Origin of the sequence: Bacillus cereus group sp. BfR-BA-01524, from assembly GCF_022662595.1 — a bacterium.
Lineage (GTDB): Bacteria > Bacillota > Bacilli > Bacillales > Bacillaceae_G > Bacillus_A > Bacillus_A thuringiensis_S.
On sequence record NZ_JAKUDW010000064.1, the window covers coordinates 1 to 24,532 of the forward strand.

Consider the following 24,532-nt stretch of genomic DNA (forward strand, 5'->3'; position numbering starts at 1 on the left):
TAAAGAGATTTCAAGTAAATAAAGAAAAGGCTGTTCATCTGGAACAGCCTTTTCTTATTGTTGCTATTTGTCGATAAATCGATATACCTTGACGAATCGTTGATATAATTTGATTTATGATAGATATATTTGAAAAATCGTTGATATATTGTACGTTATGATAGATATATTCGAAAAATCGTTAATATAGTTTCACATACTATCTGTCACTATCATGATTAAAATCTCTCTAATACGATTTTCCCAATGGTGTGCCCGCTTTCAAGTAGTGCATGTGCTTTCTTTAAGTTTTCAGCGTTAATCGGTGTTAATGTTTCATTTTTATGTAAGCTGTACTGATAGTCTAGAAGGAGTTTATTTCTAAAAAGAAGAATTTTTTACTGTATTACTTTATCCCAAACTAAATGTAAAGGTGGATACATAATGACAGTAAAGAAACTTTATTTCATCCCAGCAGGTCGTTGTATGTTGGATCATTCGTCTGTTAACGGTACTTTAACTCCAGGGAAACTATTAGACTTGCCGGTTTGGTGTTATCTTTTGGAGACGGAAGAAGGTCCTATTTTAGTAGACACTGGTATGCCAGAAAGTGCAGTTAATAATGAAGGGCTTTTTAACGGTACATTTGTTGAGGGACAGATCTTACCGAAAATGACTGAAGAAGATAGAATTGTCAATATTTTAAAGCGTGTAGGGTATGAGCCAGAAGACCTTCTATATATTATTAGTTCTCACTTACATTTTGATCATGCAGGAGGAAACGGTGCTTTTACAAATACACCGATTATTGTACAACGAACGGAATATGAGGCAGCACTTCATAGAGAAGAATATATGGACGAATGTATATTACTGCATTTGAACTACAAAATTATTGAAGGGGATTATGAAGTGGTACCCGGTGTTCAATTACTGTATACGCCAGGGCATTCTCCAGGCCATCAGTCGTTATTCATTGAGACGGAGCAATCCGGTCCAGTTTTATTAACGATTGACGCATCGTACACGAAAGAGAATTTTGAAGATGAAGTGCCGTTCGCAGGATTTGATCCAGAATTAGCTTTATCTTCAATTAAACGTTTAAAAGAAGTTGTGACGAAAGAGAAACCGATTGTTTTCTTTGGCCATGATATAGAGCAGGAAAAGGGTTGTAGAGTGTTCCCTGAGTATATATAGTGCAAAAAGTCATGAGCTCGCGTGCTCATGACTTTTTCGTTTAAATAATTTTTTTGAATAAGTTATATACTTTTTTCGAATTGTCTTCATTTAATTGGTAATACGTAAGGTTTACATCATCAGGAGTATCTTGTTGCGCAATCATCACTTCGCTATTGTGATGATCAACTACCCATATGAAATATTTTTTATAAGTTCCATCTTCGAATGTAACCCACATATCACAATCTATTAAATCTGCTCCTTCCTCATCCAATGTTAATTTTCCTTTTTTTGCGGTATTCATACTCGTAATAAACGTTTTTAATTCATCTGTTTTTGTGAGAAAGATATCCTTTTTTGTTTTAATTGATTCTACATGTATATCTTTTATTTCCTGTTTTCCTAAAAAAACAGGGGGCTCATTTGGGTCTCGTGAGCTTGAAATAATAGTAGCTTTCCTTTTCGGTTGATTTGCAGTATAGAGATCTTGAATAGATTTTCCCGAGTTTACAAACCATACAATTCCAGAAATAATTAATACGCTACCTAGCAATAAAATAATTTTTTTAATAGGATTTTCTCCTCTCTATTACTTCGTGTGAAGAGCTTTTCTATTAATATATGATAGGTAAGCGTAAAGTATTATAGTTGAACTTGGTTATGCTTCACAGTTTTTATCGGGCGATCTATGAGTAAATTGTAAGTGAGCCCAATTAATACGAAAATGCCACCGATAACTTTACCGATTGAGAGTTCATTTGTCAGGAAGAAATCAATAATAGTCCCCGCAAATAATTGTCCGATAAAGATGAGTAATGTTAAATAAAAGGCTGATATTTTAGGAGTAATATAGTTGGATAATGAAATAACGATAACGCCTACTAATCCGCCTAAATACACGGCGATAGGAATAGATTGCAACGTATGAATAGGTATATACAATGAATCTGAACTGAAAATTAAAAATAACATAGAGAAAAATAATCCAGTAATATAATTGAAAAACGTGCCTTCCCAGTTTCCAATTTCCTTTGCTAAATTCGCATTAATAATTCTAGCAACAACGATAGAAACACCAGCTAAAATAGCGATAGTAATATATAACATATTTTCGTCCCCCATTAATAAATTGTCATGATAATAATCCCAGAAGAAATGAATGCTAATCCAACTAGTTTCTTCTTTTCAAACTTTGCAACTTTCATTCCTAATAAGCCGAAATGATCAATAACGATGGAAGCAATAGATTGACCGAGTAAACTTAATGCGATTGTAATAGAGGCACCGAGGACGGAGAAACTTATATTATTAAAAAGAACAGTGAATACTCCAATTGCTCCAGCGCTATATAAAAAAAGCGGAATACTTTTATCGAAATGAATTTTATGTTTGTTTAAGATTAAAATGAAAATAACTGCAATTAAACCGACAAGGTGAATGACAACGCTTGCTGTATACTTCCCAATTAACTCGGATAAAATTCCATTCAATGGAAGCATAACGGCGATGAGCACACCAATAAAGACAGAAAGAAAGTTATACAATGTAATATCCCCTTTATATTTCATATTTGTAATGACTGTATCATGCTGAAATTGTGTATTGTTATGACATATGTCATAGTGGAAGAAGAAAATTTTGATTACAATGGGGATGAGTTGTAAAGGTGGGGGACTATGAAGAAAGTATGTAATTCTATTAAATTAGCAGAGTATATGAAGCAAAATAATATTGATTCATTTTTTAGTAATGATATGAAGCCATATATGGAACTTATATTTTTTAAAAAGAATGAGTTTATTTGTAGAGAAAATGAAGAGATAGATTATTTATATTTCTTTGTTGAAGGAAAAGCGAAAGCGTTTAACACATTAAGTAACGGGAAATCGGTATTATTATGTTTTTACGATAGTTTGCAGTTACTTGGAGATGTGGAGTTAATTCATTCTCAAAGAATCACTTCAAACGTACAAGTGATGGCAGATTCGTATTGTGTGGGGTTACCTTTAGGAAAAGTGAGAAATAAGCTATTTCATGATGCGAAATTTTTAAGATGTATTTGCGGATCATTAGCACATAAATTAAACCGACTTTCAAAAAACAGTACAATTAATTTATTGTATCCGCTTGAAAATAGACTTGCGAGTTACATGTTAGCAGCAGGGGAACGAGCAGTTCAGCATGAAAATAGAATTGTGTTTAGTGGGAATTTAACGGAAATAGCGGAATTGTTAGGAACGAGTTATCGGCATTTATTACGTACTTTGAATCTCTTTTGTGATAAAAATATAATCAAGAAAAACAATGGTTGTTTTGAAGTAGTGAATGTAGAAGTTTTGAGGGAATTGGCTGCGGATGTTTATAAATAGGAGATGAAGTTATAAATGATTACACCTATATTTAGAATTTTTGATGTTGAAAAGGCTCAGTTATTTTACTTGAATTTTTTAGGTTTTAAACTGGATTGGGAACATCGGTATGAGGAAAATATGCCATTATATATACAAATTTCGTTAGATGATACTGTGATACATTTATCTGAGCATCATGGGGATGCTTCACCAGGTGGTGCAATTCGGGTCAAAATAGATAATGTAAAGGCTTATCATGCTGTATTATCAAGTAAAGAATATGCTTATTCGAAGCCTGATATAGAAATAACACCTTGGGGGACAAGCGAATTAACTGTGATTGATCCGTTTTTAAATAGAATTATATTTTATGAGGGAAAATTGTCGGAGTAGAAAGGCTTCATATACAAATATTCATGGGTTAAGTAGTGTAGTTACGTGGTAAATGGAATGAAGAGTAGTTCATAAAGTAGTGAACTGCTCTTTTTCATGTTGTTAAACAGATTGAATTATTGAAAAATAAATCGTATGATAAAATACATGAACAAATGAGCATATATTCATTTGTTGTAAGGAGGAGGGAAAAGATGTTAGATGCAATCATTGTTGGAGCTGGTCAAGCGGGATTGAACATAGGATACTACTTGAAGCAGGCAGGATATAATTTTTTATTACTCGAGGCAGGAAACCGAATTGGTGATTCATGGAGAAATAGATATGATTCTTTGCAGCTTTTTACCCCAAGGTCATACAGTAGCTTACCGGGTATGGTGTTAATAGGTGAAAAAAATGAATTTCCATATAAAGATGAAATTGCAACTTATTTAGAAGAATATACAATACATTTTCAATTACCGGTACAATTGCAAACGGAAGTTTTAAAGATAAAGAAAGAAAAAGAAATATTTGAATTACACACTCCTACAGAAATTTTACAAACGAAAAAAGTTATTATCGCATCAGGTGGTTTTCAGCATCCATTTATTCCCTCGCTTTCAGAAAATCTTTCACCACATATTTTTCAAATACATTCATCACAATATAAATCATTATCGCAAATTCCACAGGGGAAGGTACTTGTAGTAGGGGGCGGAAATTCAGGAATGCAAATCGCAGTAGAACTTGCAAAAACGCATGAAGTTACGGTGTCTATTAGTCATCCTTTAACGTTTTTACCGTTACAACTTTTTGGAAAAAGTATTTTTAATCTGCTAGAAAAAGTGGGTTTATTGTATGCTGAAATAAATACAAAGAGGGGAAGATGGTTTCAGAAGAGAAAGGACCCTATTTTCGGTTTTGAAGGTAAGAAACTTATTCGTAATGGAGCAATTAAACTGCAAGAAAAAGCAGTAAGTGCATCAGGAAATAACATTATGTTTCAGAATGGTGATATTTATAGTGCAGAAAGCGTTATATGGTCAACTGGTTTTGTTCAAAATTATAATTGGATTGAAATTGAACAGGCAGTGAATGAGAAAGGATTTCCTAATCATATAAAGGGAATCAGTCCAGTAAAAGGATTGTATTATATCGGTTTACCATGGCAATCTCAAAGGGGTTCCGCACTTATTTGTGGTGTAGGAAAGGATGCAGCATATTTGCTTTCTGAAATCAAAAAAATAGATCAGTAGCAATAACTACTGATCATCCATATGTACATGAATTAGGAGAGGTCAAACATTTATTAACTTTATTATAATAGATTTTCATAAAAATAAAAACTGAAAATTCTAATTTTATGTTGAGAAAGTTTTTTGTATCGAAATATATGAAAAAATAGGGATTTTCATCCCACATTAACGGGCAGTAAGGCCTCCACTGATTAAAGTTTCACTTTATTAAAAGGAAAAATGATATTTATATTTTAGTAAATTATGATATAGTCAAAATAAGTGTTTTTTTCCATAAATGTAATTATTTTAATTGTAGTTTCGTTTATATGAGGGAAGGAGAAGTAATTATGAAGTTTGATGATCAACGCTTACTAGGAGTCCGATTAGGTTCTGTACTTGTGACAGAGGAAAATCAATATTTAGTAATTAAGAAAAAAGATCATTATGCACTATTAAATATACATAATTTAGAATGCACTCATGTTGAAGTGCAGTTAGAACATTTGGAAGAAATGTTACATGAAGATTTCCAGGAAAGTATAACGGAAATTATCGCACCAGAACATATAAAAATTGTTGCGAAAAATGTTATATAGATAAAGAAGCTGGAAGGAACAGCTTCTTTATTTTCATTATAAGGATAACGTTTTTACAACCTCACCAATGATCCCTTCCATTTGATGAACACCTAAATCGGAATTGGTCATAATAACAGCGCCATTCCCGCAGTATGGATAACAAACCATCATACATTGAAATCCAACGCCCCATCCGAGTGAATAAATCTGTAATTCTTCATTAGAATCATCTAGAAAAACACCTAATCCAGTCCATTTTGAACAACCTTGAGGAGAAATCATGTCTAGTACTAATTTTTGAGAAAGTTTTAGTTTGCCCTTTCCTTGTAAGGAATGAATGATTTCAATTACTAAAGTTGATAAGTCAGTTGGTGTTGTCCAAATACCTGAAGCAGCTGCGAATGGATAAAATGGAAATCTCTCATTTGTTACAGTTCCATCTTTATTATGACCGCAAGCAAAAACATCGGTTTTATCTATGTCTTTTGGAGAGAAGAGCGTACTATTTTTCATTTGTAGTGGCTGGAAGATATGTTCTTCTAATAACTGACTAAATGATTTTCCTGTAATATCTTCTAGTAGTAGTTCGATTATACAAAAGTTTGCGTCCGAGTAATGAAATTCACTTTCTGGTTTATAAGCTACCTCTATAGGTACAGGGCAATATAGTGTTTTACCGGAAAGGAGCTTAGACATATTAGGTAATCCTTTTGCAGGTGTATAATGTTCAAAACTATTAGGTGGATCAATGAGTCCAGATTGATGGCTTAATAAGTTTCTCAAAGTGATGCTTTTTTGTGAAGTAAATAGATTAGTAGGAATGTTCCAAGATGTGAGTTTATCATTTACGTCTTCATCTAAATGCACGATACCTTGCTCTGATAATGTTAGTACGAGCATTGTAGTGATGAATTTGCTGATAGAACAAGAATTAAAGAGAGAATTTGTAGTAACGGCTCTAGTTATTTCAAATTCAAGTGTTCCAAAGGCAGTCGCTTCATCTAGTTTGCCATTACGTATAACAGCGAGGCTTAAACCTACAACGGAATATTGGTTCATTTTCTCGTATATATTGCTACTTTTTAAGTTCATGGTGACTCCTTCCTTTAAAAACAGAATATTAATTTTATTATACAGTAGTAAAAAAAGAAAACACTCCGTCATTCACCAATGAAGTGTTTTCTCTTTTAGTTAGTTTGAAGTGAACTTTTGAAAAAATTTATCGCGGTACATGTACATAACCCATGAGGTTGTTATTAAAGAAATAATGATTTGTTTGTTTTTAATTGGTGCATTGAAAACCAGCCAACCCACTATATCAAATAATAAATGTAGCACGATTGAAAGAACTACAAATTGAAGTAACGTATATAAAAATCTTTTCATAAAGTGTCCCCCTAAAATAATAGGTTTTATTAACAGTTTGATATAGTGATATTATACATTATATGTGTTATGTGGTAAAATTTACATAAGTTAGTGAGATAAAACAAATGAAAGTTAGTAAGGGGGAACATTCATGGAATTCTGGATGGTTATACCGATAGTAGCCTTTGGTTTCATTTATATCGCTGAAAAATTAACTACAATTGAAAAGAAAAATGATGCGCGTTTAAAGAGAATTGAAGATAGATTACAATTAATTACGAAAGAAATGGGAATTATAGAAAGAGAACCTGAAATTAATAAAGAACTACGTCAGCTTGTAGAAGAAGGCAAAAAAATTACAGCAGTTAAGAGAGTAAGAGAAGCTTTTGGTTTTTCCTTACTAGAAGCGAAGCAATATGTTGATAAATTATAAAAAAGATCATCCATTTGGGTGATCTTTTTTCACTGCACCATGCGTGTATTTACATAAGCGGCGATAATAAAGTGTCCAATTATAATGATAGGAATAACGATTGTGACATTAGGAGTAGTGAAGACACTACCGATTGTGGCAATGACACCAGCAACTAAATTATAAAGACCAACTATTTTTGATAACTTCACTTTATCAGGCACGCGGCGTTCGTTGAATCCTGATAAGAGCCAAGTGTATTGTTTTACTCCAATGAAATAAGCTAGTGCAAATGAAAGGATTGCCACTATGAATAATGATGGGGAAGCGAAGAGAGTCATTGAAAACACCTCCGTTAATAGGCTATAAATAAATTATAGTCTGAATGTTATAATTTAACAAAATGCAATTTTGATTTTAAGGGTAATAGAAAAATGGAGTATTTGTAATGAGGGGAGATTAAGTATGAATATTGTGGAATTTCAGAGGTATGTATCAAATTTCAGTAAAAAAAAGGATTTCAAGACACAACAATTGAAGAGCGTACGATATATACGATAGCGGAATTAGGTGAATTAGCGGAAGTCATATTAAAGCGTGATACAATACAAGATGCGAAAAGAGAGATCGGTTTAGAAATGTTTGATGTAATTTGGAATGTATGTGATTTAGCAAATAAATTAAATATTGATTTAGAGAAGGCGTTTGAAGAAAAAATGAAAATTAATAAAAAACGTGAATGGTAAGTAGAATTTTAATTTGTAAAAATGGGTGATATGAATGAAAAAAAAGCTTTTTATAGGAGGAATATTTACCTTAATTAGTGTAATAAGTGTTATCGTTTACTTAGTTTTTCAAGGCATATTCATTCCGAATCAAATAAGTGCTGATAAGTATGAAATAAAAGGTGTAGATGTCGCATCGTATCAAGGGGATATAGATTGGAGAGAGTTGGAAAAGCAAAATATGAAGTTTGCGTTTATAAAGGCGACTGAAGGAAGCTCGTTTGTGGATGAGTACTTTTCGAAAAATTGGACGAATGCGAATAAGACAGATATGCGCATCGGAGCGTATCATTTTTTTAGTTTCGATAGTAAGGGTGAAACACAAGCAGAGCAATTTATACGAACTGTTCCAAAATATAAACAAGCACTGCCACCCGTAATTGATGTTGAGTTTTACGCTAACAAAAAAGATAATCCGCCTAAGCGTGAAGATGTTACGAAAGAGTTGTCGGTCATGATTGAAATGCTAGAAAAGCATTACGGTAAGAAAGTAATATTGTATGCGACGCAAGAGGCGTATGATTTATATATAAAGGGTGCGTATCCAAAATGTGATATATGGATTCGTAGTGTTCTTACAAAACCGAGTTTATCTGATGAGAGAAAATGGACGTTTTGGCAATACACGAACGGCGGGAGATTAAGCGGTTATAATGGAAACGAAAAGTATATTGATTTGAATGTGTTTTATGGGAATGAGGAAGAGTTTGAGAATTATGGAATGGAAGATTAAGTTTTAAAGCGTACAAAATTTTGTACGCTTTTTTGTTAATTACATAAAAGTATGCAAATGAAGATGGAACAAACATTTGAGATGAATTGTCTAATATAGGTAATAACTATTTAGCTTGAAAGAAAGGGTTGATAACATGAAAAAGAATACGTTGTTAAAAGTAGGATTATGTGTAAGTTTACTAGGAACAACTCAATTTGTTAGCGCGATTTCTTCTGTACAAGCATCACAAAAGGTAGAGCAAAAAGTAATAAAAAATGAGACGGGAACCATTTCAATATCTCAGTTAAACAAGAATGTATGGGTTCATACGGAGTTAGGTTATTTTAATGGAGAAGCAGTTCCTTCGAACGGTCTAGTTCTTAATACTTCTAAAGGTTTAGTACTTGTTGATTCTTCTTGGGATGATAAATTAACGAAGGAACTAATAGAAATGGTAGAAAAGAAATTTCAGAAGTGCGTAACGGATGTCATTATTACACATGCGCACGCTGATCGAATTGGCGGAATAACAGCGTTGAAAGAAAGAGGCATTAAAGCGCATAGTACAGCATTAACCGCAGAACTAGCAAAGAAAAGTGGATATGAAGAGCCGCTTGGAGATTTACAAACAATTACGAGTTTGAAGTTTGGCAATACAAAAGTAGAAGCGTTCTATCCAGGGAAAGGACATACAGAAGATAATATTGTTGTTTGGTTGCCACAATATCAAATTTTAGCTGGAGGCTGTTTAGTAAAATCTGCGGAAGCTAAAGATTTAGGAAATGTTGCGGATGCGTACGTAAATGAATGGTCTACATCGATTGAGAATGTGCTGAAGCGATATGGAAATATAAATTCGGTAGTACCTGGTCATGGAGAAGTAGGAGACAAGGGATTACTTTTACATACATTGGATTTATTAAAATAAGAAATTGTAGAAATACAAAAGAGAGGAGAAATAATTTTCTCCTCTCTTTCTTCTAACTATATTTAAATGCTGAATCTGTCGATTACGCCAGCATATATTACTGAGATTTTAATTCCAAGTATACAAATACTAGTACTGTCATAATTGCAATAACAACGTAAGTAGCATCAAGCATTATAAGTGTTTTTAAAGTTTCAGTCATCGTAATTCACCCCTGTTATAAAAATATAACATGATCTTTTTATTGATTAGATTAGAGATCATAAAGATAAAATGTATATGAAATTTCTTAAGTAGCTTCTATATAAATATATCATATAAATAATGTAAGTAATGTTAAGATAGTGTAAATGTATTGTAAATAAAGAGGTTTACAATAAAGGCTTTAATAAAAAAATGATAGTTCCTTAAAATAAAAAATACGCTATTCTCTTTCTATTGAATGATAGAAAGAATAGCGTATTTGTATGTCTATTTTCATATGTGATGAATTGCAACTATTTGTATAAGGGATTCAAAAAAATTTTTTCTTTGTATATATTTCTCCAAATTAATTATTTAGCTATTTAAAAGTATCGAAAGGTGTGTGCACACTAATGTGTTTTTTAGTGTCAACAAAAATATTATGTCAACAATATGAACTGTCACAAATCTTTATATATTATTGTGATTGATATCACATCACTTTTTTTCAATGGGTATTATGCTTAAGGTGTAATGAATGATTGGGAGAGGGTGGGATGATATGTTTTGTTATCAATGTGAACAAACGCCAACAGGTGGATGCAAAGTAATGGGTGTGTGTGGCAAGAATGAAACGATTGCTAGTTTACAAGATACGATTGTGTTTGGGTTAAAAGGAATTGCGGCTTATCGTACTCATGCTGCTCAGCTAGGGTATACGGATGCATTTGTAGATGCTACAACACAAGAAGCTTTATATATGACATTAACAAATTCTAATTTTAACGAACAAGAGCATATTGATATGGCTATGAAAGTTGGGAAATCAGCTTTACAGGTGATGGAGTTATTGGATGAGGCACATACGAATCATTTTGGTGTGCCAGAACCTGTCCAAATTACACAAAATCGTGTAGAAGGTAAAGCAATTGTAGTTACGGGCCATAATTTATTTGCATTAGAAGAACTATTAAAGCAAACAGAAGGAAAAGACATTAATATTTATACACATTCTGAAATGCTACCAGCACACGGATACCCGCAGCTGAAAAAATATAAACATTTAAAAGGAAACATCGGTAAGGCATGGTATGATCAAAGACGCCTTTTTGAAAAATTTACTGGTGCCATATTAGCTACAACGAACTGTGTTATGCCAATTAAAGGATCATACTCTGATCGATTCTTTTCATATGATATTGCAGGTTTAGAAGGTGTACAAAAAATTGAAAATGATGATTTTACACCATTAATTCAAAAAACGCTAGAACTTCCAGAAGTACATATGGAGTCGGATGAACAGTTAGTGACAGGGTTTCATCATAATACAGTATTATCATTAGCTCCAGAAATTATTGACGCAGTAAAAGAAGGGAAAATAAAGCGTTTCTTTGTTATCGCCGGTTGTGATGCACCGGGAAAAGGCGGAGAATATTATCGTGAATTAGCAACGTCACTTCCGCCAGAAACGGTTATTTTAACAACTTCTTGCGGGAAATTCCGCTTTAATGATGTGGATTACGGTGTTGTACCTGGTACGGAAATTCCGCGTTACATTGATTTAGGACAGTGCAATAATTCAATTTCTACAGTGAAAATAGCGGCTGCTTTAGCTGATGCTTTTCAATGTGAAGTGAATGAATTGCCAGTAAGTATTGTCCTATCATGGTTTGAACAAAAAGCGGTTGCTATTTTACTAGGGCTATTTAGTCTTGGGATTCAAGATATTCGCATCGGTCCAAAGGCTCCTGAATTTATTTCACCTGGCGTACTTGATGTATTACAAGAAACATTCGGTTTAAAACTGATTACAAATGCAGCAGAAGACATGGCTATGATGTTATCGTAACAGAAAAGATGTTTTCATTTAATTGTGGCTTTATAAATCATTTGTATGTGCGTGAGTAAACGTACATACAAATGATTTATTTTATTAATAAAGAGAATCTGCTATATCTATAAATTTTATGATCTTATAAAGTTTTTAAAGGGTAACGCCACATCGCCATCAACTTAAGCATTTAGGCTATTTTTAAAGTTAAAAGCACGTTACTATTCTTTTATATTAACGAGAAAGAGTGACGTACTTTTTATGCATAATTTCAGTGTACACAATGACATTATTTTTTGCACCAGAACCAAAATAGGTTCTGGTGCAAAAACTCTAAAGCTCTTGCCAGTAATCTCCTAAACTTGGACATACTGATAGTATTACTCTAAAAAAGGTGTGTGATCGGTATGGAAAAGAGAAATTTGTTCAAATGGAAGCATTATCAGCCGGAACTAATCTTATTAACAGTAAGGTGGTACCTAAGGTACAATTTGAGCTTCCGTAACCTGGTGGAAATGATGGAGGAAAGAGGATTATCCATTGCTCACACAACGATTATGCGCTGGGTTCATCAATATGGACCTCAACTAGAAGAGAAAGTACGACATCATCTAAAATCAACAAATGATTCATGGAGAGTCGATGAAACCTATATTAAAGTAAAAGGGCAATGGATGTATTTATATCGTGCCGTTGATTCAGAAGGGAATACCATTGATTTTTATCTAAGTAAATCAAGAGATAAACAAGCCGCCAAGTGTTTTTTCAAGAAAGCCCGGACTTTTTCGTACGTTTCTAAACCTCGCGTGATAACAATAGATAAGAACCCTGCCTATCCTGTAGCAATTCAAGCGTTGAAAGAAGAAAAACATATGCCTGAAGGCATAAAGCTAAGACAAGTTAGATATCTCAATAATATAGTGGAACAAGATCATCGTTTTATTAAGAAACGTGTGCATCCTATGTTGGGGTTTAAGTCATTTAAAACTGCAACTTCTATATTGAGTGGTGTTGAAGCCATGCATATGATTAAAAAAGAACAGATTGATTTACGGGACCAGTCTGTCCAAAATCAGAAAGAATTCATCCATCAATTGTTTGGGCTAACAGCATAAAATACAATTCCGCTCGAAATATATGCGCTATATTCTCTTTTATTTTATCTTTGCACCAGAACCCAAAAAATAACCGTAGATAGTAGCACGAACACTGTTCTTGTTATAATTAATTTTTTCAGAACGTCTATAATCCTCTTTTAAAAAATATATGTAAATATAATAAAAAACGAATGATTAATAGAAATATTCTACACCACTCGTTTTTTATCGGACTTCTTTTTACTGTACTTTTATTTTCTTTATGAGTTATTAGAAAAATAATTGTCTATATAAGTCTTTATTTTTTCAAAATTCTTTTCCATAAATAAGATTGCTGGTACTTCAATTATTGGAAGATTATTTTCATTATCAAAAGCTGGACACGGTTTGGGAACTACCAAATAGTCAACTGAGTTTTTATCCCTAATATAATTAATTGAAACATCATAATACTTAGAAAAATATTCCTTCAAATCATCCTGATTCCTTAAAAATGGTAGAGAAAATATTGAACCATAATTTATACCAGCGTCGACAATTAATACAAAGCATATTTTTTTCATGATACACCCTCCTCGTATAATAAGTTTTAAGTTAATAACTGTTCCTTGAAAATTAAATAGTTTTTATCTTCAAGAGCTACATCAAAAAAATGATGTATGGGTAAAATTTAGTCTTGGATACTGGGGGATTTCTCTAGATAATGGAAGTATGGAAATGGATCCATCGGGAATATGCTTACTCCTCCTGTAGTTCGACCACGTTAAAAGACTGTGACCCAGACCAAAATGCACTGCATACGCACAAGCTGTATCGGTTTCCTTCACTTACCTCTCATAGTGGTGGGAGGGCAGCTTAGGTGAAGGCAATCATTGAATACTCATACGCGAGGTTGTGGCTATGTTTTGGACTCTAGGGAGATCCCACAGTATCCAAGCTCATTCCAAATACTATTCAAAGAAAGGAGGTCCTTTCTTTGAGATTATTCGTAGCTATTGATGTAAGCTCTGAAAAACTTGATGTATGTTTTCTTGACAGTCATGACACTGTTTTGAAAGAAATTTGTCTTTCAAACGATGTGAATGGTGCCAACGCCATTAAGGAGGATGTTCTCCATTTTCACCAGTTGTACAACTATGAAAAAATTGTCATTGGCATGGAATCTACTTCCGTCTATAGTTTCCATCCTTCCATGTTCCTAACGGAAGATAAGGATTTGAGGGCTTTAGACGTGGAAGTGGTCGTACAAAATCCAAAAGCCATCCATCGGTATAAAAACTCTTTGAAGAAGATAAGACCGATTTTGAATCGGAACGAACACCCATGACACGAACGGGAAACCAGTATCTTCGTTATTACATGGTTGAAGCTGCCAACTCTGTACAACTTCGTGAAGCTACTTACCGTACTTATTATTTAAAGAAATATGATGAAGTTCCGAAATACAAACATAAAAGAGCCCTTGTCTTAACAGCGAGAAAACTAGTGCGTCTGGTGGATGTGCTACTACGCAACCACCAACTCTACCTGCCATAAAGGAGCGTGTAAATCAAGAGCTAACTACTGCTTTTGATATCCTTTCAAGGCGGCTTTAGGGATATGAACAAACATTCATGTTTCCTACCTAAAAATACGAACTAACGTTCTGTGTATTCCTAAGGTTTAGTTTCCTGCGCTCTTTTTTAGAAATTCTTCTCTAGCTTTTATCAATCATATACTTGACTTAATACCACAAGTCTTATTTAACTTTATGTAACCGTTACAATTTATATTGTAACAATAAATTTGCGAAAAAAACATTGAGTTTAAGATAATTTATTTAAAAAATATAGCTTATGGGGTAGCGTCACATCGCTATCAAGCTAAGCTTCTTAATTGCCCCCATAATGAAAATTTTATATCTTTGCCAATTGTATTTCTCTACACTTGAAGGACAAGTTTTATTATCATTATGACAAGTTAACTTGTCATAATGATAATAAAACTGTACAATAAACATAATAATTAATAAGGGGTGGTTACAAATTATGCAAAAAGAAGAGATATTAAGAAAATACAAAAAAATGGGGAGAGATGAACGTAAAGAACTTATAGAATTAGATTCATCCAGTTACGGCTTAATAGCTGTACTTGTTTTAGTCCTATTTTTCGGTTCTTGGAAATTGATGCATGGTATTAAAAGTTACGAATTAATTTCAATTTTTTCTGGTTATATAGCTAGTACAAGCTTTTATAAGTTTAGAAAGTTAAAAGAACAAAAATTTCTTATTGCAAGCATTTTAGCTATAACGAGTACAATTGCAAGTGCCATAGTTTTCTTTCTGGAGGGATGATAATTGAAAGATGAATTAGTACTGCAAAATCGTTTGAAAGTAGCAAGAGCTGAGAAAAAAATATCACAGGGAGAATTAGCTGAAATGGTAGGAGTATCTAGACAAACAATTAGTTCTATTGAAACAGGACAATTTTGTCCAACTGCAAAGTTAGCATTAGTACTCTGTATAGCGCTAGATAAAAAATTTGAAGAATTATTTTATTTTTGATTAATTGGTGTACTAGAGATCAAAACAAATCTCTTTCAATCTAGTTTTTCTTATACATAAAGCAAAAAATACGCTATCCTTGCTGTATCATTATAGGAAAGGGTGGCGTTTTTGTATGTCTATTTCTGTATCTGATGAATTACAACTATTTGCTCAAGAAATTCAAAATTTCTTATCTCCAAATTTTTTAAGAAATCTTGCTAGAGATGTTGGTTTTGTACAACGGACCAGTAAGTACCAAGCAAAAGATTTAGTAGCTTTATGTGTATGGATGAGTCAAAATGTTGCTAAAACCTCTTTAACTCAGTTATGTAGCTGTTTAGAAGTATCAACAGAAGTTCTTATCAGTCCTGAAGGACTGAATCAACGATTTAATAGGGAGGCCGTGCGATTTCTACACCAAGTGCTAGCTGAACTTCTCAGCCAAAAGTTATCTTCAACCAAGCTGCTCTCTTCTCCTTACACTTCTAATTTCAAGCGTATTCGTATCCTAGATTCAACTGCATTTCAACTTCCTGATGTATTTTCATCTGTTTATCCAGGTGCAGGAGGGTGCAGTCATACAGCGGGGGTGAAGATTCAGCTTGAGTATGACCTATTAAGTGGACAGTTCTTACATATTCATACAGGTCCAGGTAAACAACATGATCGAACCTATGGTTCTCTGTGTGTCCCAACTGTGACAGCGAATGATTTATGTATCCGTGATTTAGGTTATTTTCACTTGAAAGATCTTCAGCATATACAAAATGAAAATGCTTACTATATCTCGCGTATTAAATCTAATACACGTATTTATCAAAAAAATCCCAGCCCTAATTATTTTCAAGATGGAAGAATCAAGAAAGGTACAGAGTATATCCAGATAGATATGGAGGTTTTAATGAACTCACTTCAACCGGGACAAACATGCGAAATACCTGACGCTTATGTAGGAATGATTGATAAAGTACCAACTCGTGTCATTGTTCATCGGCTAACAAAAGAACAACAACAAAAACGATTACAAGATCAAACTGTGAGGGAAAAAAAGAAAGGAATGAAGTATTCTTCTCGTAGTAAACGACTCAGTGGTATCAATGTATATATGACAAACACGCCGACAGATATTGTCCCGATGGGACAAGTACATGATTGGTACTCTTTGCGTTGGCAAATTGAAATTTTATTTAAAACGTGGAAATCATTCTTTCAAATTCATCAGTGTAAAAAGATAAAACAAGAAAGATGGGAGTGCCATTTATATGGACAATTGATAGCCATTCTACTCTGTTCTTCTATCATGTTTCAAATGCGGCAATTACTTCTTATAAAAAAGAAACGAGAACTGAGTGAATATAAGGCCATGTATATGATTAAAGATTATTTTCTACTTCTTTTCCAAGCTATACAGAAAGACACCCAAGAGCTATCAAAGATTCTACTTCGCCTATTCAATCTCCTGCATCAAAACGGGCGAAAATCTCACAGATATGAGAAGAAAACAGTCTTTGATATTTTAGGTGTCGTTTACAATTGTACTATGTCTGATAATCAAGCGGCTTAATTCAAAAAAATAAACCCATTAGGGTTTATTTCGTATGCAAATCTTTCAATCACCTACACTGGCCCTTTAGAAAAAAGAAATAACCTCTACTATAATTGACGTTGTATAAACTTAGCTTGATGGCGATGGGGTAGCGTCACATGCCCATCAACTTAAGATTTTTAAGTATCCCCAAAATGAAATTTCTACATGAATATCTATAATTTCAACTCTTTTTCATTTGATTTGAAAATAAGCTTTCTATTTTTAAAAACCAACGATACCATCTCAAATTATAAGAATAAAATCCAATTATTTGTTTATTAGGAAAATAGATTGAAAATAATACGGTAGACTAAAAAATAAAATATTATTTATGATAATCATTCTTTTATAAAATTTAAACCGGAAATAGCCCTACTCATTTTGATTGCACATTTTCAAAATGGAGGGGCTTTTTTTACTATAAAATCAATATCTGCAGCATATTTTTGTTGCGAAAATTCTCATTCTTATTTTGATAGCGATATGGGTACATATACATGCCCATCAACCTTTTATTATGAAGTGGCCCTTGAATATATTGTTTTTTATTGATAGACATAAAAATGATTTATTTGCCGTATTGATAATTCATAGACATTATCATAAAATGTTTGTGTATATGTAAACTAAATTTATTTTCGTTTAGTTTTATTGAAGTAAATAGGAAATGGTAATAACAATGAAATAATGGATGTATCACCTGCAAAAAGAATGAAACCAATACGGAGAAGATGATTGCGTTAAAAAATTCGAAAAATAAGCGTTGTTAGCTCTTGAAGAAAAATGGCTAGAAAAGTTACAAGCATATGGAAAATAGGGTTATACAAAAGTCCTAAAGGGGGACGGAATTATGGAGCAAAGAAAGTATTCAGTAACACCTCAAGATCGAATGAATTATGTATTAGGTCTTTATTCTGCAGATCAACAAATTAATGCAGTTCTTTATTTTCCTGTAGGTATATCAAAGGAAATACTTGAAGAAACAGTAAGGATAACGTTACAATTGCAGCCAGTTTTGAACAGCCGGTTTGTAGAAAATGATATTCCTTACTGGGAGGAACATTCATCTGACACTAACTCATCTATTTGCTTTTTTGCAGAAGGAAATAATCAAGAACTTGAAATAATGGCAATAGATTTTATTAAGGAACCTGGTGATCGTATTCAGGGGCCTATGGTTCAAACGAAGTTATTACGGGGCACTACAACAGATATGTTAGTTGTGAAATTATCTCATCTATGTTCAGATGGTACAGGAGTCAAGGAATATATTAAATTGCTTGGAACAATATATACTCACCTTTCATTGGGGCGATCTAAGAAGCAAATTATAAAGGAATTTGGTGAGGGAAATGAGAGTTGTCGAGATCAATCACATGTATTCAAATATGCTGGAGTAACGGACATAAAAAGAGCGTATCGTCCTAATCAAGAACACCAGGCATCGTTATGGTCTTTTCCATCTCAACCTAACAAAAATAAATTCCCACAAATGTCCGTACGGCGGTTGAGCCATGATCAAACTCTACGTTTAACCCAATGGACAAAAGCGCAACAGGCTACCTTGAATGATGTAATCATGACTGCATACTTCCGAGCTTTATCACATTTCACTGTGTATGCAGAACCTCGCATCGCAGAAAAAATGATCGGTTTGACAATTGATTTACGTCGATACCTGCCTAATTCTACAACTGGTGCTATTTGCAACCTATCCGGTATGGAAATGCCAGTGATTAAAATGGAAGACGATGAAACATTTAATCAGACTCTTGTTCGAGTTAAACAATCAATGGATAAAATAAAGTCTCAAAATCCAGGTCTTTCTTCAGCAGCAGGAATGGAGCTACTGGCAGAAATGAAGCTATCTACAGTGAAGGAAATGTTTAATCAGCAATATGAACAGGCTATACAGATGGGAATGGCGTTGCCATTACTGACAAATTTGGGAGTGATCGCTGATGAATCTATTCAGTTTGGTGAAATTCAAGCTGAGGACGGGTATATGACATCACCTATTATGTATGCACCATTCTTTTCAATGGGAGCAAGCTCTTTTAATGGAAGACTTACATTTACGATTGGTTATCATACGCCGGATACATCAAAAGAAAAGGTAGAAAAATTTTTAGATAGTGTTGTTAATCAACTATCACAAATAAAATAAAAGAGAATATAGAGCAAAAATTCCTAGCAGAATTTTATTTTAAGGGCTCGTATCATGTACGACTAATCTCTGGGGGGTTCTCTAATCGCACTTGCCTTTATGCTTTATATGTATGGGAAATCGTAGTGAGAAACAATTTGCATTGTGAAAAAACAAGATATGTCGGTATAAAAACAATAAAAAAGAGCTGATTTAAATTACACATTGAATCAGCTCTTTTTTGCTAGTTTGATGGCCCTTACAACAAAAAATGTACATGTTTTTGTTGTAGATCTTTCTGCAGCTTACTAGCTATATGGATAGTTCATCATAAAAAGTAGGTTGTATTCGGTTAGGGGAAAGCGGATTTTAAATTTTTTTGAAAATAAAGTTGACATTCACAACTACTTAGTCATACAATGTAGATGTAATAAGTGATACTGAATAGTTCGGATTCACAAAAACTACTCAGTCAAAAATTCGCCTTAGTACTCTGTAATACTGAATATAAGTCAGACAGAATAGGGGGTAAAGGAGGATCAGGACATGGAAAATTTAACTGAAATGCTGAAAGGTTCACTGGAAGGGTGTGTACTGGAAATCATTAGTCGCCGTGAAACGTATGGCTATGAGATTACCCGCCACCTGAATGATCTTGGGTTTACCGAAGTTGTGGAAGGTACGGTGTATACTATCCTCGTACGATTAGAGAAGAAAAAGCTTGTGAATATTGAAAAGAAACCATCAGATATGGGACCGCCTCGTAAGTTTTATTCATTAAATGAAGAAGGCCGCCAAGAGCTTGAATTGTTTTGGGAAAAATGGGATTTTGTATCATCAAAAATTAACGTCTTGAAGTCAAAATAGGTTCATAAGATAAAACGTTCCGGCCGATATTTTGAGAATTTCTTGTTCGGTTTTATAAAAAAGGAGGAAAATAAGATGTTAGAAATGTTTAAAAAATTAATTGGTGATAAAAAAGAGTACAAAATGATGATGGCACGAGTTGAGGCTCTGCCAGAGGACTACCAGTTTGTATTTAAGAAAATTCAAAACTACATGTGGAATTTCTCAGCGGGTAACGGGATGGATATGTTACACATACAGTATGAATTAATCGATTTGTTTGAAGCTGGTGCAGCGGAAGGAAGACAAGTGCTTGACATTACTGGGGATGACGTGGCTTCCTTTGCTGACGAACTAGTGGCAAATGCTAAAACTTACGTCTCCAAGTATCGTGAAGATTTGAATGAAAGTATTATGAAGAAATTGAGAAAAAAATAAATGCAATAAGTAGTACCGACTGATTAGCTGGTTACACATATGAATTGCCATCATAGCTATTCAGTTATATTTTTAACTCGGTACTAAGTAATACAGAATATCAGTGATACTAAATAGATAGAGGTAAATAAATAGTCGTCGCAAAACATTTTTATCCCGCATTAACGGGCAGTAAGACCCCCACCTCAAAATTCAGCGTAAGCAAAGAAGTTAGGTGGGGGATCAACTGCCCGTAAAAGCCCGATTGATTCAACTAATAATCAGTGGGGGATGAACAAAACCCCCACTGATTAAAATTTCACTTTATAGGGAGGAAAAAAGTATGAGTAATGCAGCGATTTCTGTAAAAGGCTTGAAAAAATCCTTTAAAGACAAGGAAGTTTTAAAAGGGGTAGATTTTGAGGTGCAGCGTGGAGAAATTTTCGCGCTGCTAGGATCAAATGGAGCTGGAAAGACGACAACGGTTAACATCCTTTCGACGCTAATGAAGCAAGATAGCGGTGAAGTATGTATTTGCGGATTTGATGTACAGCGTCAACCAGATCATGTTCGTCAAAGTATCAGCTTGACAGGGCAGTTCGCAGCTTTAGACGGTATGCTGACAGGGAGGGAAAACTTGATAATGATCGCCAAGTTACGTGGTGTTTCCAATCCCGCTCAAGTTGCTGACAATCTACTTGCAAGATTTAGCCTGACTGATGCGGCAAACCAAAGGGCAGATCAGTATTCAGGCGGAATGAAGCGCCGGCTTGATATCGCGATGAGTTTGATTGGGGCGCCAGCAGTTATTTTTCTTGACGAACCAACGACTGGACTTGATCCTGAAGCGCGAATCGAAGTGTGGGATACAGTTAAGGAGCTTGCCGGTAGCGGTACAACTATTTTGCTTACGACTCAGTACTTGGAGGAAGCAGAACAACTGGCAGACCGTATCGCTATTTTGCATGGCGGAAAAATTATTACGACAGGTACTCTTGCTGAACTAAAAGAGATGTTCCCGCCAGCAAAAGTGGAGTATATCGAAAAGCAACCGACATTGGAAGAAATCTTCCTTGCGATTATCGGTAAAAAGGAGGAGATGTAAATGAAAAGTAAAACTGGTGTATTACTAGGTCGTTTAATGCGTAACATTATGCGCAGTCCGGATACAATTATTACAGTAGCGATTACACCGATTATGATGATGCTATTATTTGTTTACGTGTTTGGCGGCGCAATAAAAACTGGAACGGAAAACTACGTTAATTATTTATTGCCGGGAATTTTGCTAATGGCTATCGCATCCGGTGTAGCTTACACTTCTGTGCGACTATTTTCGGATGTAAAGAGTGGGCTGATGGCACGTTTTATTACGATGCCTATTAAGCGCTCATCGATATTGTGGGCTCACGTTTTAACCTCTCTAGTTGCTAATGTACTTACTATCGTGGTGGTTATTCTTGTTGCACTCTTAATGGGTTTCCGTTCTAGTGCTAATATTCTAGATTGGCTCGCGGTAGCTGGAATACTTGGGATGTTTACGCTGGCGCTAACATGGCTAGCTATCATTCCAGGATTGAAAGCGAAGTCTATGGAAGGGGCGACTGCTTACTCGTACCCGCTAGTTTTTCTTCCATTTATTAGCTCGGCCTTTGTGCCTACCGAAACGATGCCAAAAATTGTTCGTGCGTTTGCAGAGAATCAGCCTGTAACTTCAATCGTGAATGCGATTCGTGCTCTTTTATATGAAGGAACTGTTGGAAACGATATTTGGGTTGCACTCGCTTGGTGCGTAGGTATAATGATTATTTCTTACTTTTTCGCTAGTAAAGCATTTAAACGTCAGTTAGGGTAAGAAACGAGATAAACGAAACCTTCAGGAATAATAAATAATAAAAGCACGGGAGATTTTCCGTGCTTTTATTATTTATTATGCTCTCATTGTAGTAAATGAAATGGTATTTAAAAATAGGATAATTGTCCAGTGATAAAGTTTAATATTTGAGGCTCACTGCTTATGGAATGTATAAGCACACTCGTTTTTTTAAATCTGCTAATACTTCATCGGGTATTTCTTTGATTTTAATATCCTTCCCTAGAAAAAGCAACCAATTTATTATTTCCGTCACTTCATCGGGATTGTTAATATTGATAAAAGTTTTTAAAATGGCTGTGGATTGGTAAGGATTAGTATAAGATATTGAAATTTTTAAAGGATGGTATTTTTTGAACTGGGCAATTGCTTTTGGTCCAAGTTCAAGTACCAAGTTGATTATTTCGTCCTTCTTACTTAGTTTTTCTAAAATCTTTTTCTTATTTAGCCTTTTTTTCGTCGTGTATGGTTCGATATTAATGAGATCATCGACAGGAAACATTATCTTCTTTTCTTTTTTTAAGTCAAACCCTTCAATGATCCAATGGCTTTTTTCTTGATAAAGGTGCAATAGATAAATTGGATAAGACTTGATTTCTTCATCTTCTTTCATAGTAATCAATAAATGGTTATCCAAAAGAAGGATTTGAATGAGTTTTTCTAACATAGGATGGGGGAGATCAGAAAGCTCAAGGAGATCGGGATTATGAGGGTTAGTCCCTTGGAAAAGCAAGAGTTGATTTAAAAGAACGAGATCATCTTGCTGGGTTTCTGAGATGAGTCCTAGTAGTTTTTCGGCTAAAGATTGACGACTCTTTAGGTAGGGAAGTTGTTGATTCCTCGTAGCCATAAAGGCAATAAAAAGAGCTTTCACTTCATTATCAGTAAAGCGAACAACGGGCAGGATAGAGTTGTGCATAACAAAATATCCCCCGGTCCTCCCAACTTCAGCGACAAGTGGCATTCCCATAGCTTCAATTTCTCTAATGTCTCTAATAGCTGTCGACCGTGATATGTTAAATTCTTGTATAATTTCAGAAATTGTAAAGTGAGAGCGGTTGTTGATATACCGCATAATTGTATTAATCCGTTCAACTTTTTTCATTTTGGTCTCCTAAACAGTATCATTTTTTGACATGGTTTAAAGGTATTATAAACGTATCAGATGAAAAGATAAATCGTTTGATTAATAAAAAAAGAGGCAGGTTTTGAATATGAAAAATTATACTATAGAAGAAAAAGATAGCTTTATTGTGTTAGGTATTGGAACTGAAATTAAGAGTGAATACACAGACTTTGCTGGAATAAATAAAGAAAAGGAAGACTTTTGGTCGGCTGTTAAAGAAGATGGAAGGCTGGACACTTTAAAAGCTTTAGCTACAAATGAATACATTTTTTCCGTGAGCGAAGCGGTGAATAACAAAATGATGTATTATGCGGGTGTCATGACAGAAGCACAAATAGAAGAAGAATCTAGAGTGATTCAGTTTCCGAGGGGAGAATACTTAGTAGTGAAAGGGGAAGACAAAACGGCTGAAGAGCTAAGTAATAAGCTTACTGGCATCGCCTTCGGTCAAGCTTTACCAGAAGCAAAGGATTTTGCCTATGTTGGTGGACCGAATACAACGGTTGAGATGGGGCAGAGAAATGGCTTAGTATTTGGTGAAATGTGGATTCCTGTTGTTAGGAAGTAAAGTGATAAAAGGTGCGAATATGGAAATTAGAGGCTAACGATCTTGTATTGTTGGCCTTTTTGAAATGAATATAATATTCATATACTGCTACACAGTATGTTCTGATAAAATGGAATAAAAGGGAATTTCTGTAAGGCGGTGGCGGATTGAATAAAAAAAGATTATTTGAGCTATTCATAGTAACGTTTGTTTTTCTATTCCTTCATGTAAGTACATTTACTAATGAAAAATTTAACGATAAATTGGGATCCTTTACTTTCATTGTGCTACTTCTTATGCTTTCTATTTACACTGCATTTATAGAAAAGTATTTTGATGATATACAAAAGTGGATTCGAAATATTACATGTTGCTTTGCTTTATTCGTAGTGGTTTTAGTAGCTCTATGGATAGGTTATTTTTAGTCCTTACCTAAGAGAATGAG

General features: G+C 34.1%; 29 protein-coding genes and 2 pseudogenes. 23 read left to right on the forward strand and 8 right to left on the reverse strand.

What is annotated here, in order from left to right; all coding sequences use genetic code 11:
• Nucleotides 1-423 precede the first annotated feature (423 nt).
• A complete protein-coding gene (gene aiiA / locus MR170_RS20770; RefSeq protein ID WP_242309093.1) occupies nucleotides 424-1,176 on the forward strand; it encodes a quorum-quenching N-acyl homoserine lactonase AiiA in 753 nt (250 codons plus the stop codon).
• A 40-nt stretch (nucleotides 1,177-1,216) separates the two neighbouring features.
• On the opposite strand, the gene MR170_RS20775 is transcribed toward aiiA, so the two are convergent.
• From MR170_RS20775 to MR170_RS20785, 3 genes are all read right to left on the reverse strand, one after another.
• Nucleotides 1,217-1,711, reverse strand: a complete 495-nt coding sequence (locus MR170_RS20775) for a hypothetical protein (RefSeq protein WP_242309095.1) — start codon at nucleotides 1,709-1,711, stop codon at nucleotides 1,217-1,219.
• Between the two features lie 89 nt (nucleotides 1,712-1,800).
• Nucleotides 1,801-2,265, reverse strand: coding sequence for a DMT family transporter (locus tag MR170_RS20780; protein ID WP_000965812.1), 465 nt, complete (start codon nucleotides 2,263-2,265; stop codon nucleotides 1,801-1,803).
• A gap of 14 nt (nucleotides 2,266-2,279) precedes the next feature.
• Complete coding sequence (locus MR170_RS20785) at nucleotides 2,280-2,726, reverse strand: DMT family transporter (RefSeq protein ID WP_015000769.1); 447 nt, start codon at nucleotides 2,724-2,726, stop codon at nucleotides 2,280-2,282.
• Between the two features lie 108 nt (nucleotides 2,727-2,834).
• On the opposite strand from MR170_RS20785, the gene yeiL reads away from it, so the two are divergent.
• The 4 genes from yeiL (at nucleotide 2,835) to MR170_RS20805 (ending at nucleotide 5,718) form a co-directional block, all read left to right on the forward strand.
• Entirely contained in the window at nucleotides 2,835-3,527 is a 693-nt protein-coding gene (gene yeiL / locus MR170_RS20790; protein ID WP_016080807.1) for a transcriptional regulator YeiL, read from the forward strand.
• A 15-nt stretch (nucleotides 3,528-3,542) separates the two neighbouring features.
• A complete protein-coding gene (locus MR170_RS20795; protein WP_043936317.1) occupies nucleotides 3,543-3,902 on the forward strand; it encodes a glyoxalase superfamily protein in 360 nt (119 codons plus the stop codon).
• A gap of 194 nt (nucleotides 3,903-4,096) precedes the next feature.
• Nucleotides 4,097-5,140, forward strand: a complete 1,044-nt coding sequence (locus MR170_RS20800; protein ID WP_242309098.1) for a flavin-containing monooxygenase — start codon at nucleotides 4,097-4,099, stop codon at nucleotides 5,138-5,140.
• A gap of 329 nt (nucleotides 5,141-5,469) precedes the next feature.
• A complete protein-coding gene (locus MR170_RS20805) occupies nucleotides 5,470-5,718 on the forward strand; it encodes a hypothetical protein (protein ID WP_000666947.1) in 249 nt (82 codons plus the stop codon).
• A gap of 36 nt (nucleotides 5,719-5,754) precedes the next feature.
• Here MR170_RS20805 and MR170_RS20810 read toward each other — a convergent pair whose 3' ends face one another.
• Both MR170_RS20810 and MR170_RS20815 read right to left on the reverse strand, forming a co-directional pair.
• Nucleotides 5,755-6,792, reverse strand: coding sequence for a serine hydrolase domain-containing protein (locus MR170_RS20810; RefSeq protein WP_242309101.1), 1,038 nt, complete (start codon nucleotides 6,790-6,792; stop codon nucleotides 5,755-5,757).
• A gap of 99 nt (nucleotides 6,793-6,891) precedes the next feature.
• Complete coding sequence (locus MR170_RS20815; RefSeq protein WP_016080811.1) at nucleotides 6,892-7,086, reverse strand: hypothetical protein; 195 nt, start codon at nucleotides 7,084-7,086, stop codon at nucleotides 6,892-6,894.
• A 133-nt stretch (nucleotides 7,087-7,219) separates the two neighbouring features.
• Between MR170_RS20815 and MR170_RS20820 the strand changes: the two genes are divergently transcribed.
• The gene (locus MR170_RS20820) at nucleotides 7,220-7,501 is read left to right on the forward strand and encodes a hypothetical protein (RefSeq protein WP_000397728.1); all 282 of its coding nucleotides are present in this window, start codon (nucleotides 7,220-7,222) and stop codon (nucleotides 7,499-7,501) included.
• Nucleotides 7,502-7,530: 29 nt separating this feature from the next.
• Here MR170_RS20820 and MR170_RS20825 read toward each other — a convergent pair whose 3' ends face one another.
• A complete protein-coding gene (locus MR170_RS20825; RefSeq protein WP_000171769.1) occupies nucleotides 7,531-7,821 on the reverse strand; it encodes a DUF3784 domain-containing protein in 291 nt (96 codons plus the stop codon).
• Between the two features lie 124 nt (nucleotides 7,822-7,945).
• Between MR170_RS20825 and MR170_RS20830 the strand changes: the two are divergent.
• The 5 genes and pseudogenes from MR170_RS20830 to MR170_RS20850 all read left to right on the forward strand — a co-directional run bounded on the left by MR170_RS20830 (nucleotide 7,946) and on the right by MR170_RS20850 (nucleotide 13,037).
• A pseudogene (locus tag MR170_RS20830) lies at nucleotides 7,946-8,226 on the forward strand (MazG nucleotide pyrophosphohydrolase domain-containing protein).
• Nucleotides 8,227-8,260: 34 nt separating this feature from the next.
• A complete protein-coding gene (locus MR170_RS20835; RefSeq protein WP_242309102.1) occupies nucleotides 8,261-8,998 on the forward strand; it encodes a glycoside hydrolase family 25 protein in 738 nt (245 codons plus the stop codon).
• 136 nt (nucleotides 8,999-9,134) lie between these two features.
• Entirely contained in the window at nucleotides 9,135-9,908 is a 774-nt protein-coding gene (gene bla2 / locus MR170_RS20840; protein WP_242309104.1) for a BcII family subclass B1 metallo-beta-lactamase, read from the forward strand.
• Between the two features lie 745 nt (nucleotides 9,909-10,653).
• Nucleotides 10,654-11,940, forward strand: coding sequence for a hydroxylamine reductase (gene hcp, locus MR170_RS20845; RefSeq protein WP_016080816.1), 1,287 nt, complete (start codon nucleotides 10,654-10,656; stop codon nucleotides 11,938-11,940).
• A gap of 389 nt (nucleotides 11,941-12,329) precedes the next feature.
• Nucleotides 12,330-13,037 carry an IS6 family transposase gene (locus MR170_RS20850; protein WP_043315327.1) on the forward strand — a complete coding sequence of 236 codons (708 nt, stop codon included), beginning with the start codon at nucleotides 12,330-12,332 and terminating at the stop codon, nucleotides 13,035-13,037.
• 242 nt (nucleotides 13,038-13,279) lie between these two features.
• Here the strand turns inward: MR170_RS20850 and MR170_RS20855 are convergent, their stop codons facing one another.
• Nucleotides 13,280-13,582 (reverse strand): hypothetical protein, encoded by a 303-nt coding sequence (locus tag MR170_RS20855; protein WP_000717611.1) that lies wholly within the window; start codon nucleotides 13,580-13,582, stop codon nucleotides 13,280-13,282.
• Nucleotides 13,583-13,995: 413 nt separating this feature from the next.
• Here MR170_RS20855 and MR170_RS32730 point away from each other — a divergent pair, with 413 nt between their 5' ends.
• From MR170_RS32730 to MR170_RS20900, 10 genes and pseudogenes are all read left to right on the forward strand, one after another.
• On the forward strand, nucleotides 13,996-14,346 hold the full coding sequence (locus tag MR170_RS32730) for an IS110 family transposase (RefSeq protein ID WP_481746786.1): 351 nt from the start codon (nucleotides 13,996-13,998) through the stop codon (nucleotides 14,344-14,346).
• An 8-nt stretch (nucleotides 14,347-14,354) separates the two neighbouring features.
• Nucleotides 14,355-14,555, forward strand: a pseudogene (locus MR170_RS32735) (IS110 family transposase); the annotation flags it as partial.
• A 491-nt stretch (nucleotides 14,556-15,046) separates the two neighbouring features.
• Nucleotides 15,047-15,352: a DUF6442 family protein gene (locus tag MR170_RS20865; RefSeq protein WP_242309106.1), complete on the forward strand. Its 306-nt coding sequence runs from the start codon at nucleotides 15,047-15,049 to the stop codon at nucleotides 15,350-15,352.
• A 3-nt stretch (nucleotides 15,353-15,355) separates the two neighbouring features.
• Complete coding sequence (locus tag MR170_RS20870; RefSeq protein ID WP_000651002.1) at nucleotides 15,356-15,562, forward strand: helix-turn-helix transcriptional regulator; 207 nt, start codon at nucleotides 15,356-15,358, stop codon at nucleotides 15,560-15,562.
• A 115-nt stretch (nucleotides 15,563-15,677) separates the two neighbouring features.
• Complete coding sequence (locus tag MR170_RS20875) at nucleotides 15,678-17,108, forward strand: IS4 family transposase (RefSeq protein WP_242309108.1); 1,431 nt, start codon at nucleotides 15,678-15,680, stop codon at nucleotides 17,106-17,108.
• Between the two features lie 874 nt (nucleotides 17,109-17,982).
• Complete coding sequence (locus MR170_RS20880; RefSeq protein WP_242309110.1) at nucleotides 17,983-19,299, forward strand: condensation domain-containing protein; 1,317 nt, start codon at nucleotides 17,983-17,985, stop codon at nucleotides 19,297-19,299.
• Nucleotides 19,300-19,824: 525 nt separating this feature from the next.
• Nucleotides 19,825-20,145 (forward strand): PadR family transcriptional regulator, encoded by a 321-nt coding sequence (locus tag MR170_RS20885; protein WP_000429487.1) that lies wholly within the window; start codon nucleotides 19,825-19,827, stop codon nucleotides 20,143-20,145.
• 75 nt (nucleotides 20,146-20,220) lie between these two features.
• Nucleotides 20,221-20,562, forward strand: a complete 342-nt coding sequence (locus MR170_RS20890) for a DUF1048 domain-containing protein (protein WP_000891986.1) — start codon at nucleotides 20,221-20,223, stop codon at nucleotides 20,560-20,562.
• A gap of 322 nt (nucleotides 20,563-20,884) precedes the next feature.
• Nucleotides 20,885-21,646 carry an ABC transporter ATP-binding protein gene (locus MR170_RS20895; RefSeq protein ID WP_242309112.1) on the forward strand — a complete coding sequence of 254 codons (762 nt, stop codon included), beginning with the start codon at nucleotides 20,885-20,887 and terminating at the stop codon, nucleotides 21,644-21,646.
• Complete coding sequence (locus MR170_RS20900) at nucleotides 21,647-22,396, forward strand: ABC transporter permease (protein ID WP_016080823.1); 750 nt, start codon at nucleotides 21,647-21,649, stop codon at nucleotides 22,394-22,396.
• Nucleotides 22,397-22,556: 160 nt separating this feature from the next.
• Here MR170_RS20900 and MR170_RS20905 read toward each other — a convergent pair whose 3' ends face one another.
• Nucleotides 22,557-23,519 (reverse strand): helix-turn-helix transcriptional regulator, encoded by a 963-nt coding sequence (locus MR170_RS20905; RefSeq protein ID WP_242309114.1) that lies wholly within the window; start codon nucleotides 23,517-23,519, stop codon nucleotides 22,557-22,559.
• A gap of 109 nt (nucleotides 23,520-23,628) precedes the next feature.
• Between MR170_RS20905 and MR170_RS20910 the strand changes: the two genes are divergently transcribed.
• Nucleotides 23,629-24,108, forward strand: a complete 480-nt coding sequence (locus tag MR170_RS20910; protein WP_003309742.1) for a GyrI-like domain-containing protein — start codon at nucleotides 23,629-23,631, stop codon at nucleotides 24,106-24,108.
• Nucleotides 24,109-24,254: 146 nt separating this feature from the next.
• Entirely contained in the window at nucleotides 24,255-24,512 is a 258-nt protein-coding gene (locus MR170_RS20915; RefSeq protein ID WP_001036208.1) for a DUF3963 domain-containing protein, read from the forward strand.
• Nucleotides 24,513-24,532 lie beyond the last annotated feature (20 nt).